Raw genomic sequence first — 17,534 nt, forward strand, 5'->3', positions numbered from 1 at the left:
TCCAGGCCCTACATCCCGACGCATTCGATGATCGGTGCCGGGTAGACCCCCGGATCGACGTTCTCGCGCCACGGCGTGTGCACGGCCGCGCCCGGGATGTGCGCCAGTTCAGGCAGCCAGCGGCGCACATAGTCGCCGTCCGGGTCGTAGCGCTTGGCTTGGCGCAGCGGATTCAGCACCCGATTCGGCCGGGTGTCGGTGCCGGTGCCGGCCACCCACTGCCAGTTGAGTTGATTGTTGGCCAGGTCGGCGTCGACCAACCAGTGCAGGAAGTGCGCGGCCCCGATGCGCCAGTCCACGCGCAGCGATTTGGCCAGGAAGCTCGCGGCGATCAGCCGGGCACGGCCGGGCATCCACCCTTCGGCGCGCAATTGCCGCATGGCCGCGTCGATGACCGGGTAGCCGGTGCGTCCGTCCTGCCAGGCCGTGACGGCCTGAGGATCATCGCGCCAGGTGACCGACCGGGGCCGATAGTCCGACCACGCGGCGTCCGGCCTGGCGGCGAGCAGCTGATGATGAAAGTCGCGCCACGCGAGCTGCCGTGCGAAGGCGTGTCCACCCGGCGTCGCCATGTCCACCCGGTGCACCAATTCCACCGGCGACACGCACCCGAAGTGCAGATACGGCGAGAGGTGCGAGGTGGCGTCGGCGGCGAGATCGTCATTGTTGTCCTCGTAGCCCGCGATCGGCCCGGACAGCCAGTCCCGCAGTATCTTTCGCCCGGTCGTCTCGCCACCCACGGCGAGCTGCGGCGACGTCGGACCCGCACAGAGTTGCTCGGCTTCGGGCAGCGGATCGCTCACCACCGGCGGCATGGTGAGCTCGCGCGGCTTGCCGAACGGCTTGCGCTGATGCGCCTCGGTCCAGCGGCGGAAGTACGGGGTGAAGACGGCGAAATGGTCCCGCCCGGTGGACGGTACGAGCACCTCGGGATCGGCAGCGGTGATCGTGGCGGCATGGCTGTGCAGCAGGCAGCCGCGCTCTTCGAGGCGTTCCCGCAGCGCCTGTTCGCGCCTGCGGCTGTACCCGCTCACGTCGGCGGCGATGTGCACGCTGTCTGCGTGTACCTGCGCCGCCACCTCGGCGACCGCGTCGACGACATTGCCGCGCCGCACCACCAGCCGGCCACCGATGGCCCGCAATTCGGCGTCCAGCTCGCCCAGTGCGGCGGCGAGAAAGCGCGCCCGGTTCGGCGCGGCGAAGCGCCCGGCCGCGATGGCGTCGTCGATGACGAACAGCGGTACCACCGCCGCGCCCTCGCGATGGGCGGCGGTGAGCACCGGATTGTCGTGCACCCGCAGGTCACGGGTGAACACTGCGATGGTGACGGTCATCTGCTCCTCTTCGGACAGTGCGGGGACAAATCACTCCGGCAACCACAAGGGTGGCGCCACGGTGCCACGGGCGGCTCAATGCTGGACCCCGTCGACGCGACCCTGGCGGGTGCCGGAGCACTCGGTCAGAGCGTGCAGAGCGGGACGATATCCGTCCGGCCACCGGTGCTGGGTGAGGTCAGGTATAGGCACGGATCCTGGCCCGCCGCAACGATTTCCGCGCGCACCCGCGACCATGCTGCCGCATCCAGTATCGGTGCGCGGGCCAGCACGAAGCCCGATGTCCGCTCCGGGTTGGTCACGAGCGCCCACGAGTAATCCGGGCCGAGGGCGGTCACGATGTAGTTGGTCGGCCCGTCGAGCCTTTCCTGGGTGGGCACCCCGGGAAAGCTGACGTGCAACTGCGCACCGGTGGCCCGGTCGTTGACCGTCGCGGTGCCCATGATCTCGTTGTTCGTGTTCGTCCAGGTGGTGCAGGTGTTGCGCACCGAGATGTTGCCCTGTGGGTCGAGCGCGTAGTTGGCCTGGGTATCGCGCGCACAGACAAGATTGAAGTACTGCGGGATCGCCGCGAGCTGATTCCAGGTACCGAGATACCGGTTCAGGTCCAGCGAAGGCACCGGTGCCGGTGCGGCGACAGGGGCCGCTTGCGCACCGCCCAGGGCCAAGAATGAGCCGGCCAGACCGGCCAGGGCAACGAGCAGGCGAACGGGATACCGCTTCGTTCGTGATGTCACGCGAACTCCTCGGGAATCGACGACACCGACCATGGTAGCCGATAACGATGCACAAGTGATTCAATGTGGCGAGAATTGCGAAGCCGGCCACCACCCGGAACCGATTGCCTCGGACGCCTCGCGCGATGCGCAGCCGCCCGGGCGTGGTGAAGCGAGCGAACCGGAACAGGCAGAATAGGGCGATGTCCGCCGGTTCCGCTCCCGTTTCCGACGCGGCCGGGTACACGGTCCGCGCGGTCGCCGAGCGCCTCGGCATCCCCACGGCCACCCTGCGGAGCTGGAACCGCCGCTACAACATCGGCCCGCCGCAGCACCGCCCCGGCAAACACCGCCTCTACACCGAGGCCGACATCGCGCTGCTCGGGCGGATGCTGACCCTCATCCAGGACGGCGCCAGCCCGGCGGGCGCGGCAGCGGCGGTGCGCGGCCCGGCGCCGCAGCTCGGTGACCGATTCCCGTTGCTCGCCGCGGCCTTCACACTGGAGACCCGCGCGGTGTCCAACTATCTGGAGGCGCACTTCCGCGCCTACGGGGTGGTGGACACCTGGGATCAGTTGTGTCGCCCCGCATTCGCCGACATCGTGGCGCGCCAAGGTGCGGGCGAAGGCTGCATCGACGTGGAGCATCTGCTGTCGTGGTGCATCACCTCGGTGCTGCATCGCACCAATCCGCCGCCCGACGCACCCGCACCGCAACCGGTGGTGCTCGCCTGCACCAGCGGCGAGACGCACGCGCTGCCGCTCGAAGTACTGCGCGCGGCGCTGGCCGAGTGCGAAGTCGGCGCGCACATGCTCGGCGCGGACGTCCCGACCGGCGCGCTGACCGACAGTCTCGCGCGCCATGATCAGCCCGCCTCGGTGGTGCTGTGGTCTCAGCAGGAATCGACGGCGCTGACCTCGGCGGTGCGCGCCTGCCAGGAAGCGGGCGCACGAGTGTTCGTCGGCGGGCCGGGCTGGGATTCGGTGATCCTGCCCGAGTCGACCGAACGAGTGACGAGCCTGACGGACGCCGTCGAGCATCTGAGCTGACGCTCCCGACAAACGATGCAATAACGAGGCAGTTAGCAACCGGCCTGTTTGCCGGATAATCGTCGGGTTATCCGCTGCCGTATGAGCGGTGGCAACCGATCAGTCACCTTCCTGCCGCGTAGGACCGGCGACCCGCGGGGGCACCTCGACCAGCACTGCGCGCCGAGGCAGCCCGTCGATCGAATGCGGGCCACTCGCACCCGCATCATTCGCCAGCCGATTTTCGCCGCCTCGATGACCGGGCGTTGCTCTTCGGCCACCGTCCGTACCACCCTGCGCGCGACAGTGGCGGTACCCCTTGCCCCACTTGCGGTCTCGGCGCCCCTGCGCAGGCCCGGCGTACCTCTCCAAGCACCCGGCCTGCCACTCGTCCCCGGACCGCCCCAACACTTCGAGGAGTCTTCGCGGTGAGCATCCAATCGCACGTCACGGCACGACCCTCGACTTCCTGGCCCGATGTCGAACGCGTACCCACCGGCACCCGAGCCACCATCGCCGCCGCGCTGGCGGATCGGCTGTTCCGGCGCGCCGTGCGCACGTTGCCGATCCGGGTCGAATACCCGGACGGGACGGCGCTCGGCCGTGGCGGGGCGGACGCGCCGCGGCTGATCCTGCACCGCCCGGCGGACTTCACCGCGCGGCTCGGGGTAGGCGGCCTGATCGGCTTCGGCGAGTCGTACATGGCAGGCGACTGGTCGTCGCCCGATCCGGCGGCGACGCTCACGGTGTTCGCCGCGCGCATCGACCGGCTCGTCCCCGCCCCGCTGCGGGCGCTACGCCGCCTATACGTGTCGAAACACCCTGCTACCGAGCACAACAGCGAATCGAACAGCCGCAGCAATATCGCCAGGCACTACGACCTGTCGAACAATCTGTTCGAGCTGTTTCTCGACGAGACCCTGACCTACTCCAGCGCGCTGTTCCCCGCGACCGCGCCGCCACCGCGATGGGCCGACCTCGCCGCCGCACAGCAGGCCAAGATCGATCGAATCCTCGATCGAGCAGGCGTGGGCCCCGGCACCCGATTGCTCGAAATAGGTACCGGCTGGGGCGAATTGGCGCTGCGCGCGGCCGCCCGCGGCGCGTCGGTGCGTTCGGTGACGCTGTCCACGGAGCAGCGCGCACTGGCGCTCGACCGGATCGCCGCCGCGGGCCTGTCCGAGCGCGTCACCATCGATCTGCTCGACTACCGCAGGGTGACCGGCGAATTCGACGCGGTGGTCTCAGTGGAGATGATCGAGGCCGTCGGTTACGAATACCTGGACACCTTCTTCGAGACCATCGACCGGGTGCTCGCGCCGGGTGGCCGCGCGGTGATCCAGGCGATCACCATGCCGCACCACCGCATGCGCGCCACCCGCGACACCTACACCTGGGTGCATAAGTACATCTTCCCCGGCGGCTTCCTGCCGTCCACCCGACTGCTCGCCGACGTGGCCGCTCGGCGCACCGAACTCGTTGTCCGCGAACAACTGTCGATGGGCGAGCACTATGCGCACACCCTGCGCCTGTGGCAGCAGCGGTTCAATGCGCGGGCCGACCGGGTCGCCGAACTGGGCTTCGATCCGATCTTCCGCCGGATGTGGCGGTTGTACCTGGCGCACGCCGAGGCCGGGTTTCGCTGCGGCTACCTCGATGTCCACCAGATCCTGCTCACCCGCGACGCGTGAGCGGGTAGTTCAGCGGGTGCGACCGAGCAGATGTTTCAGCGCGGACGCGAGATCCGGTGTGCGGAAACGATGCCCGGCTTTGTCGAGCACAGCGGGCACCACCCGTTGACTCGCGGCGGCCAGTTCCCGCGCACCCTGCCCGCCCAGCAGCAGGGCCGGACCGAACTCGGGCACCGGGAGCAGCGCGGGCCTGCGCAGCACGCCGGCCAGGATATGGGTGTACTCACTATTGCGAACAGGTTGCGGGGCAACGGCATTCACCGGTCCGGACACGGAGTTGTCCCATAGCGCCCGATAGTAGATATCCACCAGATCATCGATGCCGATCCAGGACAGCCACTGCTCGCCGTCACCGATCCGGCCGCCGAGCCCGGTAGCGAACAGCGGCCGCAGCAAGCGCAGGGTGCCGCCGCGCGGCGACTGCACGATGCCGGTGCGCACCTTGACCACCCGGACCCCGCCGTCGGCGGCGGCGCTGGTGGCCGCCTCCCACGCGTCGACCACGTCGGCGAGGAAGCCGTCACCGCGCGAGGCGTCCTCGGGTAGTCGGTCGTCGCCGCGGTCGTAGCCGTAGTAGCCGATGGCGGACGCGCTGACGAAGGTCGGGACGCCCGCGCGGGCGGCGAGGGCGGCGAGCTGCTCGGTCGGGCCGATCCGGCTGTCCACAATCGCCTGCTTGTGCTCGTCGGTGAATCGACCCGCGATCGAGGCACCCGCCAGGTGCACCACCGCATCGACTCCGTCGAGCAGGTCGGGCGCGGGATCGTCCGGGTTCCATTGCCTTTCACCGGCTTGCGGCGCATGGCGGACCAGTCGGAGCACGGTGTGGCCGCCGGTCGAGAGAAAGGCGGTCAAGGCCGAGCCGACCAGCCCCGACGCACCGGTCACCGCGATCGTCTTGGCGGTGAAGCCGGCGCGGGCCGCGTCGGCGTGCGCGGCCAGGTCGTCGGCCAGCTGCCGATATCGGTAGTCGAACATCGGGCGCAGGGTGAACGCGGGCACCAGCGACTCGACCCGATCGAGCACCCTGGTGTGCGTGTCGTCGACGATCTCGAAATCGTGGGTGTGCCGCCAGCGCAGCAGCAGGCCTGCGGGCAGCGAGCCGAGACCGTCCACGGCGATCCGATCGACGAACCGCTGCGGTGGGTCATAGCCGGCCGGGTCGTGTTTCGCCACCCACCGCAGCCCACCGGGCAGGCCGAGCACGGCCCGGCCGTCGGCCAGCGAATCGGCCTCCGCGAGCACCGACGCCGGCTGCCACGGCGGCGCGAGCCGCGCGAACGCGCCTGGTCGGGCATGCCACTCGAAGACCTCGGACCGGGGTGCCGCGACGACGCTCGAACACTCGATGCCCATCACTCGACTCTAGCGAGGTAGCGCCGCTTTGCAACGTTCATGCATCGTTATTCCGAAAATCGCCCCGGATCGGCCGCCCGCCCGCGCGATACCGTGCAATTGAAACTTGTTCTACCATATGACGAGTCATCGTCGACATCGGAGGATTTGTCATGCCGCTGGAACCCTCGGCCGCGGAGCTCTTGACCGCCGTCCAGGCGTCGCCGACCGCGGTCGCCGCGCACGACAAGTCCGCGTGGGTCGACTTATTCGCCGTCGACGCCGAGGTGAACGACCCGGTCGGCGCCCGCCCGCATGTCGGGCGCGCCGCCATCGAGCGCTTCTACGACACCTTCATCGGCCCGAACGACATCGCCTTCCGGGTGGAGCGCGACATCGTGCACCCGCCGACGGTGGTGCGCGACCTGACCATCGAGACCACCATGTCGACCGGCGCCAGGGTCTCGGTCCCGATGCACCTGCGCTACCAGCTCACCGAGGACACCGACGGCTGGAAGATCACACAGCTGGCCGCGCACTGGGAACTGGCGCCGATGATCGTGCAACTGCTGCGCACCGGGCCGAGCGGGTTCGGCGCCGCACTGCAGCTCGGTCCGCAACTGATTCGCCATCAAGGCGTCAGCGGCGCGCTGGGCATGCTGCGTGCGCTCGGCGGGGTGGGACGAACGGGCAAGCGCGTGTCCTCTCGCCTGTTCGCCGCGGCGGGCAGCACGGACATCGTTCGCGTTCGCGGGCTGCTCGGGCACTATGCCGTGGTCGAATTTCCGGCGGGCACACCGGTTTCGGCGGAGGAGTTCACCAACCGGGCGCGAAACATGCGGTGGGGCAAGCTGATCGCCGCGGGTCGTACGGTGAGCGCGAGCGTTCGTTTCGGGGATACTCGCGGGGTGGCGTTCGTCGAATTCGCCGCGGGGGCGCCGAGCATCGCCAGCCTGCGCTTCTTCCTCGATCGCGCGTGAGATCGGTTGTCGGATAGCGGCACGCCGCCCTCGGTCCAGCCGGGCGGACCGAAGATATAGCCGAGGCGGCCACGCCAGGTGTGTGCGCCGCGCACGTCACGAACGAGTCCGGCCAGCTCGTGATAGTTGACCTTCACCGGATTGTGCGTATCGATGTTCTTGGTGAGCCCGTACCGGATCGGCTCGGACTCGGCGGCGAAGCTGCCGAACATCCGGTCCCAGATGATGAAGATGCCGCCGTAGTTCCGATCGAGGTAGGGCTGGTTCGACCCGTGGTGGACGCGATGGTGGGCCGGAGTGTTGAACAGGAACTCGATCGGACGCGGCAGCGTACCGACCCGCTGGGTGTGGATCGGGAACTGGTACAGCAGCCCGATGCTTTGCAGCACGAAGATCATCCACACCGGCAGTCCGAGCAAAGCCGCTGGCACCCAAGCCATTCCGCGCAAGACATTCGTCACCGGATGCACCCAGGGCAACCGGATCGCGGTGGACAGATTGAAGTGCTCGCTGGAGTGGTGCACGCTGTGCGAGGTCCACAGCAGCCGGACCCGATGGTCGGCGCGATGCGCCCAGTAGTAGCAGAAATCGGTCACCACCAGGCCGAGCACCCAGACCCACCACGCGTTCGCGGACAGGTGCAGCGGGGTGCTCGCGGCGGCCCCGACCACGGCAGAGAACGGAATCAGGTACTGCGTCAGCGGTTTGGTGAGCCGGCCGATCGTGAAGGTCGCCACGTTGGTTGCGGTGTCGCGGCCGGATCCGGCGTTGCTCGGGCGATCGGGATCGCGGCGGTAGGCGAACCACTCCACGAGCATGAACAACGCGAAAGCGGGGACGGCATAGCTCAACAGCTCCACTCTGCCCACGAGATCTCCTTGACTCCTCCGGCGGTGATCCCGACGCTACGGGCGATGGCCTGCGCAAACATCGCGCCGTCGAGGGATTCGGCGTCCCTCGCGCGGGGGACGCGACGGCACCCGCCGACGGGCAGAGTTGTCGCAGGCAGCGCCCGACCCGGACGCGCCGAGCTGGCTAGGATCGACAGTTCCGACGACGCGAAGGCGGTGGCGAACCAGTGGACGTGAGCCGGTCGCTCGCCCGCCAGTCGCTGCTGGTCGCGGTGGTGGCGGCGCTGATCGACGCGGTGGTGTTCGGGCTGAGCGGGGTATTCACGGTCGCGCCGTGGCAGGCCGTCGTCGCGGTGGCGGGCATCGTTGCCGTCGATCTGGCCTTGGCCGCGCCGCCTCGCACAGCCGGTGTGGTCGCGGTGGCCCACGTCGCTGTCCGGCTGCTCGGCGCGTGGCTGCTGTACTGGCACGGCTTCGGCGCGCGCTTCGCCGATGTCGGCTTTCTGGTGGCCGGTTATCGGGCGGGTGCGTGGTTGGCCGGACCGACTTCGGTGCTGACCATGATGGTGCTGTGTGGCGGTGTCGCGACGGGCCATCTGCTGACCGCGAGCTACGCCACCCGCGACTGGCGAATACTGGTCACCTCCACGGTCGCCGCGGGCTGTGTGCCATGGCTGGTCGGCCGCTACACCGCGGCGCGCGGCGCCTACATCGCGGATCTGGAGCAGCGCGAACGCCTGCGGCGCCGGGATCATCAGGTGGCGCTGGAGCGGGCGGTGACCGAGGAGCGCGCCGCCATCGCGCGGGACCTGCACGATGTGATCTCCCACCACGTCAGCGCCATCGGCATCCACGCGGGCGCGGCTCGAATAGCCTTGGCGGATAGCACGAATGGCGCGGCGACCCGTTCCCTCATGGCGGTCGAGTCGAGCAGTAGGGCGGCGATGGTCGATCTGCGGCGGCAACTCGATCTACTGCACGGCCGTGACGACGAGGGGCAGCGGCAACCCGGTCTCGTCGATATCGACGGACTGGTCGAGCATGTGCAGGCCGCCGGACTGGCCGTCGAGGTCGCCGTGCGCGGTACGGTGGTCGATCTACCGGAGTCGTTGGATGTCACGGTGTATCGGATCGTGCAGGAGATGCTGACCAACGCGCTGCGCCACGGTGACGGCGAGCATGCGCGGTTGACGGTGGAGTACCTCCCCCATCGGGTGGTCATCCGCGCCACCAATCCGATGTCACCCACGCCGACCGCCACCGGTACCGCGGCACCGCGTGGCCTCTGCGGAATCCGCCGCCGCACCGAGCTTTTCGACGGCACCCTCGACTGCGGTCTCGATCCTGCCGGAACCTCTTGGCACACCACGGTTTCCGTCCCGATCGGTGGCGCATGACCGCGCCGATCCGGGTCCTGATCGCCGACGACCACAGCATGTTCCGCTCCGGGTTGCGCGCGGTCCTCGACAGCCAGGCCGACCTCGACTGCGTCGCCGACGTCAGCGACGGCCGCACCGCCATCGCCGAAACCGCCCGGCTGCGACCAGATGTCGCGATTCTCGACGTGCGCATGCCCAAACTGGACGGGCTCGCCGCCACCGAGGCCATCGTCGCCGCGGGCGGCACCCACGTGCTGGTGCTCACCACCTACGACAGCGACGCCAACCTCCACCGAGCGCTGCGCGCGGGGGCGAGCGGATTCCTGCTGAAGAGCCTGCCGCCGGAGGAACTCGTCGCCGCGATCCGGATCGCCGCCCGCGGCGACGCGCTGATCGATCCGTCGATGACCCGCCGCCTGGCCGCCCGCTTCGCCGCCACCCTGGCCCCACCGTCCAACCCACCCGAGATCGGGCAGCTCACCGCCCGCGAACTCGAAGTGCTGCTACTGCTCGCCGACGCCCGCAGCAATGCCGAGATCGCCGGCCTGCTCGGTGTCGGCGAGGAAACCGTGAAGACGCACGTCTCCCGCGTCCTGGCCAAACTCGGTGTGCGCGACCGTATTCACGCGGTCGTCTACGCGCACCAGCACGGCCTCGTCCCCCGCACCCCACCCGGCCCTCGGTGACCGATGCGGCGGTGCGCATCATGGATGGCATGAATGATCACGCCATTGCCGAAGAGCTTGCCGAGGTAGTCCGGCGTCGCGGTCTGACGGTGGCGGTCGCGGAGTCGTTGACCGCCGGGCAGATCGCGACCGCCTTGGGCGCCGCCCCCGAGTCCGCCGAGTGGTTCCGCGGCGGCATCGTCGCCTATTCAGCAGAGGTCAAGCACAAAGTACTCGGCGTGCCCCAGGTACCGGTGGTGTCGGAGACGGCGGCCAAGGCGATGGCCGAGGGGGTCAACACCCTCCTCGGCGCGACGCTGTCGGTCGCTGTCACCGGCGTCGGCGGACCGGGCCCGCAGGATGGCGAACCCGCCGGGTCGGTGTGGTTCTCCGTCGCCGATGACAGCGTGACGGCCTCGCATCGCCAGTTCGACGGCGATCCGGAGCAGGTGCTCGAGCAGACCGTGCAGCGCGCCCTCGAACTGCTACTGGAGGCGGCGCGGCGACACTGATCACGTACCCGTCGGCGGCTCACCCACTGTCGTCGACGGGTCGACCAGGCCGAACGCCTCGCCCTGCGGGCCCTGAACCACACCCATCCGGCCGAACGCGCTGTCGAACACGTCCAGCAGGACCGTCGCGCCCAGCTCGGTGGCCTTGGCGACGGCCGCGTCGGTGTTGTCGACCTGGAACCAGACCAGCCAGAACGACGGCGAATCGCCGGGCGTCTTGGTCGCGTCGTTGATGCCGCCGACCGGGTCGCCGTCCTGGGTCAGGCCGAAGGTGGAGTAGACGAAGTTCTGGCCGTCCCCGATTTCGGTGTAGTGCCAGCCGAATACGGCCGCGTAGAACTCCTGCGCCTGCTTGTACCGATCGGTATGCAGCTCGTTCCAGCAGTAGGCGCCGTGCTCGTTGTAGATCCCGGCACCGGTGTGCGCCTTGGCTTCCCACACACCGAACGCCGCACCGGCGGGATCGGTCGCGACGAACATCCGGCCGACATCGAGTACGTCGAAGGGGGCCATCAGCACCGAACCGCCTGCCGCCGTGACTTTCTCGGCGATCGCGTCGGCGCTGTCCGCGGCGAAGTAGGTGGTCCATACCGACGGCATCGCCATACCGTCGGGTTTGGGTCCGATGCCCGCGGCCGGCCTGCCGTGCCGTAGCGCCATCAGATAGCCGCCTGCACCCGGCGGGCCGTCCATGATTTCCCAGCCGAACAGTTCCCCGTAGAACTCGCGAGCCAGCGCGGTGTCGTCGACCTGACTGTCGACCCAGCTCGGTGTTCCCTGTGGCCATTTTCCATCGTGTGTGGGCATATCCGTGGCCTCCTGACCTCGGTGCGCTGAAGTGCGGCCGGTTGCGGCCGGCACGGCGCCAAGTCAACCACCGCGGCAGTCTCGAATCAGCGAATCGACAATTCCGGCACGGCACCTCGAATCCACCATCGGCGAAGCTTCGCGAACCGGACACACCGTACTGATTTGTTGCCCTGACAAGGGTTGATCAGGAGTATGGCGGGATGATCACAACATCCGACGTCGGGCGCGAACGTCTGCGGCTGGACGAACTTCCGGTTCGTCCCATTCATCGCAAATTGGTCCTGCTCGTCGGTGCCGGATTGTTTTTCGATCTGTATGAATTGTTTCTCGCCGGGACCATTACCGGAGTGCTGAAACAACAGATGCACCTGTCTACATTTCAGCTCAGCGGGATCGTAGGATCGGCCTTCGCCGGGCAGTTCCTCGGGGCGCTGGTGATCGGCCGGTTGTCGGATGTGTTCGGCCGGCGCCGCATGTTCATGATCAATATCGCGTTGTATTCCGGATTCACGCTGCTGGGCGCGTTCAGCCCGAACATCACCTTTCTGATGGCGACGCGTTTCCTGGCCGGACTCGGGATCGGCGCCGAGATGACCGTGTCGGACACCTACCTGTCGGAAGTTGTTCCGCCGCAAGTGCGTGGCCGAATGATCGCCATGGCCTACACGATCGGTTTCTGTGCGGTACCGACCGTGGGGTTCCTCGCCAAGTGGCTGGTTCCGTTGCAGCCCTTCGGTATCGAGGGCTGGCGCTGGTTGTTCGTGATCGGCGGGCTCGGTGCCGCCGTGGTGGTGTTCGCGCGACGTGACATGCCCGAATCGCCGCACTGGATCGCCCGGCAGCAGAACAAGACCGCCCTCACGCCGTTCAGCGCGATCGTCCGGCCGCCCTATCGAGCGAGGACAACGCTGTTCTCCGCCGTGATGATCCTGCAGGTCTTCGGTTACTACGGGTTCGGCACCTTGGCGGTACTCGTGTTGGACCGCAAGGGATTCGAAGTGGTGACCTCCCTGAGCTACTTGGCCGTCACCTACCTCGGCTATCCGCTGGGTTCCCTGCTGGCGATCCCGCTGATGGAGCGGATCGAACGCAAGCACCTGGTCATGGGGACCGCCACGCTGATGGCAATCTTCGGCCTCACCTTCGGCTTCGCCACCAGTGTGCCGCTGATCCTGTTGTCGGGCGGGCTGTTCACCATCGCGAGCAACGTCTTCTCCGACGCCATCCACGCCTACCTACCCGAGTCGTTCCCCACCGCGGTGCGCGGAACCGCTTCCGGCGCAACCTATTCGCTGTCGAAGGTCAGCACCGCGCTCCTGCCGTTCTTGCTGCTTCCGCTGCTGGACCGCCCGAACGGGCCGGGTCTGGTGTTCTCGGTGATCACCGTCGCGCTGCTCACCATGGTTGCCCTGGTCGGCATCTGGGGGCCGCTCACCGGCAGGCGGGCGCTGGACGCGGAGTGAGCATCCGCCGCTGGAACCTCGCGCCGTGCGGCCACCGGAAAATGGCTCGTCTATTTATCACGACCGTGATACTTTCGCGGCATGGGGCACATCGACATCAACGGGATCGGGTACGCGCTTCCCGACGGTCGCGTTCTGCTGGACGAGATTTCGTTCCGGGTCGGCGAGGGTTCGAAGGTCGCCCTGATCGGCGCGAATGGTTCCGGAAAGACCTCGTTGCTGCGCATCATCGCCGGGGACCTGACGCCCAGCACCGGCGCGGTGACGCGCAGCGGCAGCCTCGGCGTCATGCGGCAGTTCATCGCCCGCGAGGACGCCGACGTGCGCGACCTGCTGCTGTCGGTGGCGCCACCGCGACTACGCCGAGCTGCGGCGACGGTAGCCGCGGCGGAATCGAAGATGGTGGCGCGCAACGACATCGACACACAGATGGCGTACGCGTCCGCGCTGGCCGAATGGGGCGACGCGGGCGGATACGACGCCGAGGTGCTGTGGGATGTGTGCACCATCGAAGCGCTCGGCGTGCCGTTCGACCGATGCCTGCGGCGGGCGGTGCGGACGCTGTCCGGTGGCGAGCAGAAGCGGCTCGTGCTCGAGGCTTTGCTGCGCGGCGCGGACGAGGTGCTGCTGCTGGACGAGCCGGACAACTTCCTCGATGTGCCCGGCAAGCGTTGGCTGGAGAGTCGGCTGATCGAGACGCCGAAGAGTGTGCTGTACGTCAGCCACGACCGCGAGCTGCTCGCCCGCACGGCGCAGCGCATCGTCACCGTCGAGCTCGGCGCGGCCGGGAACACCGCGTGGGTGCATCCGGCCGGGTTCGAGACGTATCAGACGGCGCGCGCCGACCGGTTCGCGCGACTCGATGAGCTGCGACGACGATGGGACGACGAGCACCTCAAGCTCAAAGAGCTGGTGCAGATGTACAAGCAGAAGGCCGCCTACAACTCGGACATGACATCTCGATACCGCGCGGCGCAGTCCCGGCTTGCCCGGTTCGAGGAGGCAGGGCCGCCCGAGGCCCAGCCACGGCAGCAGCAGGTGGCGATGCGGTTGCGCGGCGGGCGAACCGGTAAGCGCGCCGTGGTGTGCGAGAGCCTGGAGCTCACCGGCTTGATGCAGCCGTTCGACCTGGAGGTCTGGTACGGCGATCGAGTTGCCGTGCTCGGTGCCAACGGCTCGGGCAAGTCGCACTTCCTGCGACTGCTCGCCGCCGGTGGCACCGACCCGGACCCCGAGCATCGACCGGTCGGCGACCTGACCGTCGAGCCGGTGTCGCACGCCGGGCGGGCGCGGCTCGGTGCGCGGGTCCGCCCGGGGTGGTTCGCCCAGACCCACGGCCGCCCCGACCTAACCGGCCGCACGCTGCTGTCGATCCTGCACCACGGTGACGAGCATCGAGCCGGGTTGCCGCGCGAAGAGGCCTCCCGGGTGCTGGCCCGCTACGAACTGGCAGGCGCGGCGGAGCAGACGTTCGACTCGCTCTCCGGCGGGCAACAGGCTCGCATGCAGATCCTGCTGCTGGAACTCGGCGGCGCGACACTGCTGTTGCTGGACGAACCCACCGACAATCTCGATCTGGTCTCCGCCGAGGCCTTACAGCAGGCATTGAACTGCTTCGACGGAACGGTGCTCACGGTTACCCATGACCGATGGTTCGCCAGGGACTTCGATCGCTTCCTCGTCTTCGGCGCCGATGGTGGCGTCTATGAGGCGGCCGAGCCGGTGTGGGACGAAGGGCGCGTCGCCCGGCACAGGGCCTGAACCGCGCCGACGGCGTTGCGCCCCAGCGTTTATCACAGCTGCGATAGATTGGCCCGATGCCAGCTCGCATCGACGCCGAACAGCGACGCCGCCACGTCGTCGAGGCGGCCTTCCGCCTAGTGGTCGCTGAAGGCCTCGACGGCCTTTCCCTGCGAAAGGTCGCCGTCGAATCGGGATTGAACATCGGCTCGGTGCGGCACTACTTCGATGACCACCAGGACCTCCTCGCCGCGACCGCAGCCGAGGTCGGCGACCGCATAGGACAACGACTTTCCCGCCATCCCATCGCGACATTGCGCGGATTGACCGGCCGACGCGCCGTCGACGCCCTCCAGTCGCTACTCGAGGAACTACTTCCGATCGACGAGGAACGCCGAGTCGAGTCGATCGTGCTGCTGGAGTTCATCGTCGCCGCCCGCACGAAACCGGTGTTCCGCCCCGTAACCGAACAGATGGCCGCCGACCTACGCCAGGTGGTCACCGACGCCCTGCGCGCCCTCGCCGTCCCCGAGCCGCGAGAACAGGCCGAACTGCTCACCGCGATCATGGAGGGGCTGAGCCTCGATGCGGTGACACCGCACGGTTCCCTAACGGTCGAGCGCCTGCGAAAAACGCTTCGGGCACATCTACTTTCGCTGCTGGTCTAGCGAATCGGCCGCTCGAACACGATCGTCAGCACTCGACAGTACCTGAACAGTCGTCAGGCTCATTGCCGGTCACCGTACTGCTCTTCAAGGTGACCGCGCCTTCGGCACCGTAGATGCCGCCGCCGTATGCGGTGGTTCCGTCTTCCACCACGATTTTGTTGCCGCTGACCGTGCTGCCGGTCAAGACAAGCGTGGCGGCGGAGTTGTAGATCCCACCCCCGTACGACGCGGTGTAGGCATTGAGGTCGTCGTCCTCGCTGACGCGTTGGGCCACGGCAATATTGTCGGTGACCTTGCTGTTGTCGAGAGTGGCCGTGCCACCATCGCTGTTGTAGATGCCGCCACCGGAGCTCTTGTACTTCTGTTGCGCTTCAGCACGATTGTTGGTGACCGTGGTGTTGGTCAGCTTCAGCGTGCCGCCCTGGTTGAAAATGCCGCCGCCATCGCGGGCCTTGTTGCCGGTAACGAGGCTATCGGTCAACGTGACCGAGCCCTTCGAGTTGGTGATAGCGCCGCCACTGGTGCTCGACGAGTCGGCGCCGGTGAGGATGACATTGGTCAGCGAGAGCGTCCCGCCCTCCTTCACTTTGATGAAGCCATAGTGATCGTCGTTCTGATGCTTCAGGGTGAGCTTGCCGCCTTTGGCGGTCAGGGACAGGGTGCCGTTGACGGGGTGTTGCCGTTCGGTGACGGTCACGACGCAGCCCGCCTCGGGCGTCTCGATCGTCTCTTCAACCGTGCCGTCGTCGTTCGCCTTGTCCATCCAGGCGGTGAACATCTCTGCCGTGGGGCATGAGTCCGCTTGTGCGGCAGGGACAGTCGGCGTGAGAACGAATAAGCCCATACCTGCGACACTCGCCAGAATCCTCGCGGTTACGGCCATGAATGCGGTCACATCTCCAGTTCTTCCTCGGGGAATGGGTGCGGGCAGCGCGCGACCGCTATTCGTTGCCGGGACCGAGATGGATGGGTGCACCGGATCGTGGGTGAGCGAGCGCCACTCGCGTCCCGTCACCGCGCCTACAGCGGGACAGCCGTCACCAAATCAGTGCCGAACCATTGAGCAGCTACGCCCGGCGTCCGGACATAAGAAAAGAGGCTCCCGGAGTGATCCGGGAGCCTCTTCCATTTGTAGCGGGGACAGGATTTGAACCTGCGACCTCTGGGTTATGAGCCCAGCGAGCTACCGAGCTGCTCCACCCCGCGTCGGTAAACACAACATTACACACGGGTTCACGTTGATGCCAAATCGCCTGGTCGGCGGGCGTATTTGCGATGGCTGAGCGCCGGTTGCGGCGGACATTGCGGCGGCCGGAAAACGAGCTGGAGACCAGGGCCACACACGGCGGGAGCCGGCGAGCTGTGCCCGAAGCGCTCGGTTTCGCTATGCCGATGGGCCTATCACTGCCGACGGCAGCCGCTTAAACGTGATCCGGGTCACTATATCGTGGTGATCTCAATCACATAACGTTGCTATAACAGACCGTCCAGAATGCGTGTCGATGATATTTCCGACCTGCGCAAAGGATGATATTCGGGTTATTCGCTTCATGCAATGCGAGTGTTATCAAGACGTGATCTGCCGAGATTTCTTCGTTACCGTGCGTTCACGGCCCGGATCATCCGTGAAGGGCTCGAACTCGAACCGTTCGTATACCGGCGACCCTGTCCCGCGGTTCGAGGATCCCCGACAACCTGGGGGCAGGGGCCCGGCAGCTGCATCGCCGAGGCTGGTAGGCGCAGGGAGGGAAATGCACTTATGACTGAGAACCGGAAGTTCAACGCCCGCGCCCTCGGCTTTGCCGCTGTTACCGGCGCCCTTGTTGCCGTCCCGTTCGCATTCTCCACCGCGACCGCATCCGCCGCGCCCGCCCACGACTGGGACGGCGTCGCACAGTGCGAGAGCGGCGGCAACTGGGGCATCGCCACCGGCAACGGCTACTACGGCGGCCTGCAGTTCTCGCCGAGCACCTGGGCGGCCAACGGCGGCCAGGGCTCGGCCCACACCGCAAGCAAGGAAGAGCAGATCCGCGTCGCGGAGAACGTGCTCGCCACCCAGGGTGTCGGCGCGTGGCCGTCCTGCGGCAAGTACCTGCGCCCGGGCACCTCCGCGCCGGAGCCGGAGGCCGTCGTGGAGCCGGAACCGGCCCCCGAGCCCGCCGCCCCCGCCCTGCCGCTGCCGGGCAGCTCCAAGGCGCTGGTCGACCAGGCCAAGGCCGTGGGCAGCGACCTGGCCAAGCAGCACGGCCTGGAAGCCCAGTACCTGCAGATCCTGGAGCAGAACGGCTCGCTGATCGAGGCGATCGCCGGCCGCTAAGCGCCTGCTGCACAACGAAAGCGGCGCTGCCGTCCCTGGGGACAG

At 67.7% G+C, this 17,534-nt stretch carries 15 protein-coding genes, 1 tRNA gene and 1 pseudogene; 10 read left to right on the forward strand and 7 right to left on the reverse strand.

Annotated features, from left to right (window positions below; all coding sequences use genetic code 11):
• Nucleotides 1-8: 8 nt before the first annotated feature.
• Nucleotides 9-1,334, reverse strand: a complete 1,326-nt coding sequence (locus IBX18_RS25905) for a deoxyribodipyrimidine photo-lyase (RefSeq protein ID WP_194836140.1) — start codon at nt 1,332-1,334, stop codon at nt 9-11.
• Between the two features lie 125 nt (nt 1,335-1,459).
• Complete coding sequence (locus IBX18_RS25910; protein ID WP_373889228.1) at nt 1,460-2,071, reverse strand: lipocalin family protein; 612 nt, start codon at nt 2,069-2,071, stop codon at nt 1,460-1,462.
• Between the two features lie 182 nt (nt 2,072-2,253).
• Here IBX18_RS25910 and IBX18_RS25915 point away from each other — a divergent pair, with 182 nt between their 5' ends.
• Nucleotides 2,254-3,099 (forward strand): MerR family transcriptional regulator, encoded by an 846-nt coding sequence (locus tag IBX18_RS25915; RefSeq protein ID WP_194836142.1) that lies wholly within the window; start codon nt 2,254-2,256, stop codon nt 3,097-3,099.
• Between the two features lie 407 nt (nt 3,100-3,506).
• On the forward strand, nt 3,507-4,769 hold the full coding sequence (locus IBX18_RS25920; RefSeq protein ID WP_194836143.1) for a cyclopropane-fatty-acyl-phospholipid synthase family protein: 1,263 nt from the start codon (nt 3,507-3,509) through the stop codon (nt 4,767-4,769).
• A gap of 9 nt (nt 4,770-4,778) precedes the next feature.
• On the opposite strand, the gene IBX18_RS25925 is transcribed toward IBX18_RS25920, so the two are convergent.
• Nucleotides 4,779-6,125: a TIGR01777 family oxidoreductase gene (locus IBX18_RS25925; RefSeq protein ID WP_194836144.1), complete on the reverse strand. Its 1,347-nt coding sequence runs from the start codon at nt 6,123-6,125 to the stop codon at nt 4,779-4,781.
• Between the two features lie 152 nt (nt 6,126-6,277).
• Between IBX18_RS25925 and IBX18_RS25930 the strand changes: the two genes are divergently transcribed.
• Nucleotides 6,278-7,084, forward strand: a complete 807-nt coding sequence (locus tag IBX18_RS25930; protein WP_194836145.1) for a nuclear transport factor 2 family protein — start codon at nt 6,278-6,280, stop codon at nt 7,082-7,084.
• A gap of 212 nt (nt 7,085-7,296) precedes the next feature.
• Here IBX18_RS25930 and IBX18_RS25935 read toward each other — a convergent pair.
• Nucleotides 7,297-7,902 (reverse strand): annotated as a pseudogene (locus tag IBX18_RS25935) (sterol desaturase family protein); the annotation flags it as partial.
• 266 nt (nt 7,903-8,168) lie between these two features.
• Here IBX18_RS25935 and IBX18_RS25940 point away from each other — a divergent pair.
• The 3 genes from IBX18_RS25940 to IBX18_RS25950 are packed head-to-tail and all read left to right on the forward strand — an operon-like array spanning nt 8,169 to nt 10,491.
• Nucleotides 8,169-9,332 (forward strand): histidine kinase, encoded by a 1,164-nt coding sequence (locus IBX18_RS25940; protein ID WP_306796414.1) that lies wholly within the window; start codon nt 8,169-8,171, stop codon nt 9,330-9,332.
• Entirely contained in the window at nt 9,329-10,000 is a 672-nt protein-coding gene (locus IBX18_RS25945; protein ID WP_194836147.1) for a response regulator transcription factor, read from the forward strand. The genes IBX18_RS25940 and IBX18_RS25945 overlap by 4 nt, the downstream gene beginning before the upstream one ends.
• A 29-nt stretch (nt 10,001-10,029) precedes the next feature.
• Nucleotides 10,030-10,491 carry a CinA family protein gene (locus IBX18_RS25950; RefSeq protein ID WP_194836148.1) on the forward strand — a complete coding sequence of 154 codons (462 nt, stop codon included), beginning with the start codon at nt 10,030-10,032 and terminating at the stop codon, nt 10,489-10,491.
• Here IBX18_RS25950 and IBX18_RS25955 read toward each other — a convergent pair whose 3' ends face one another.
• Nucleotides 10,492-11,298 (reverse strand): VOC family protein, encoded by an 807-nt coding sequence (locus IBX18_RS25955; RefSeq protein WP_194836149.1) that lies wholly within the window; start codon nt 11,296-11,298, stop codon nt 10,492-10,494.
• 203 nt (nt 11,299-11,501) lie between these two features.
• Between IBX18_RS25955 and IBX18_RS25960 the strand changes: the two genes are divergently transcribed.
• The 3 genes from IBX18_RS25960 to IBX18_RS25970 all read left to right on the forward strand — a co-directional run bounded on the left by IBX18_RS25960 (nt 11,502) and on the right by IBX18_RS25970 (nt 15,172).
• On the forward strand, nt 11,502-12,764 hold the full coding sequence (locus IBX18_RS25960; RefSeq protein WP_194836150.1) for an MFS transporter: 1,263 nt from the start codon (nt 11,502-11,504) through the stop codon (nt 12,762-12,764).
• An 81-nt stretch (nt 12,765-12,845) separates the two neighbouring features.
• Complete coding sequence (locus IBX18_RS25965) at nt 12,846-14,525, forward strand: ABC-F family ATP-binding cassette domain-containing protein (RefSeq protein WP_194836151.1); 1,680 nt, start codon at nt 12,846-12,848, stop codon at nt 14,523-14,525.
• A 56-nt stretch (nt 14,526-14,581) separates the two neighbouring features.
• Nucleotides 14,582-15,172, forward strand: coding sequence for a TetR/AcrR family transcriptional regulator (locus tag IBX18_RS25970; RefSeq protein WP_194836152.1), 591 nt, complete (start codon nt 14,582-14,584; stop codon nt 15,170-15,172).
• Nucleotides 15,173-15,197: 25 nt separating this feature from the next.
• Here IBX18_RS25970 and IBX18_RS25975 read toward each other — a convergent pair whose 3' ends face one another.
• Both IBX18_RS25975 and IBX18_RS25980 read right to left on the reverse strand, forming a co-directional pair.
• A complete protein-coding gene (locus IBX18_RS25975) occupies nt 15,198-16,067 on the reverse strand; it encodes a hypothetical protein (RefSeq protein WP_194836153.1) in 870 nt (289 codons plus the stop codon).
• Nucleotides 16,068-16,304: 237 nt separating this feature from the next.
• Nucleotides 16,305-16,378, reverse strand: a tRNA-Met gene (locus tag IBX18_RS25980).
• A 553-nt stretch (nt 16,379-16,931) separates the two neighbouring features.
• Between IBX18_RS25980 and IBX18_RS25985 the strand changes: the two genes are divergently transcribed.
• Entirely contained in the window at nt 16,932-17,489 is a 558-nt protein-coding gene (locus tag IBX18_RS25985) for a transglycosylase family protein (RefSeq protein WP_135232959.1), read from the forward strand.
• Nucleotides 17,490-17,534: the final 45 nt, after the last annotated feature.

The organism is Nocardia sp. XZ_19_369, assembly GCF_015355715.1.
GTDB lineage: Bacteria > Actinomycetota > Actinomycetes > Mycobacteriales > Mycobacteriaceae > Nocardia.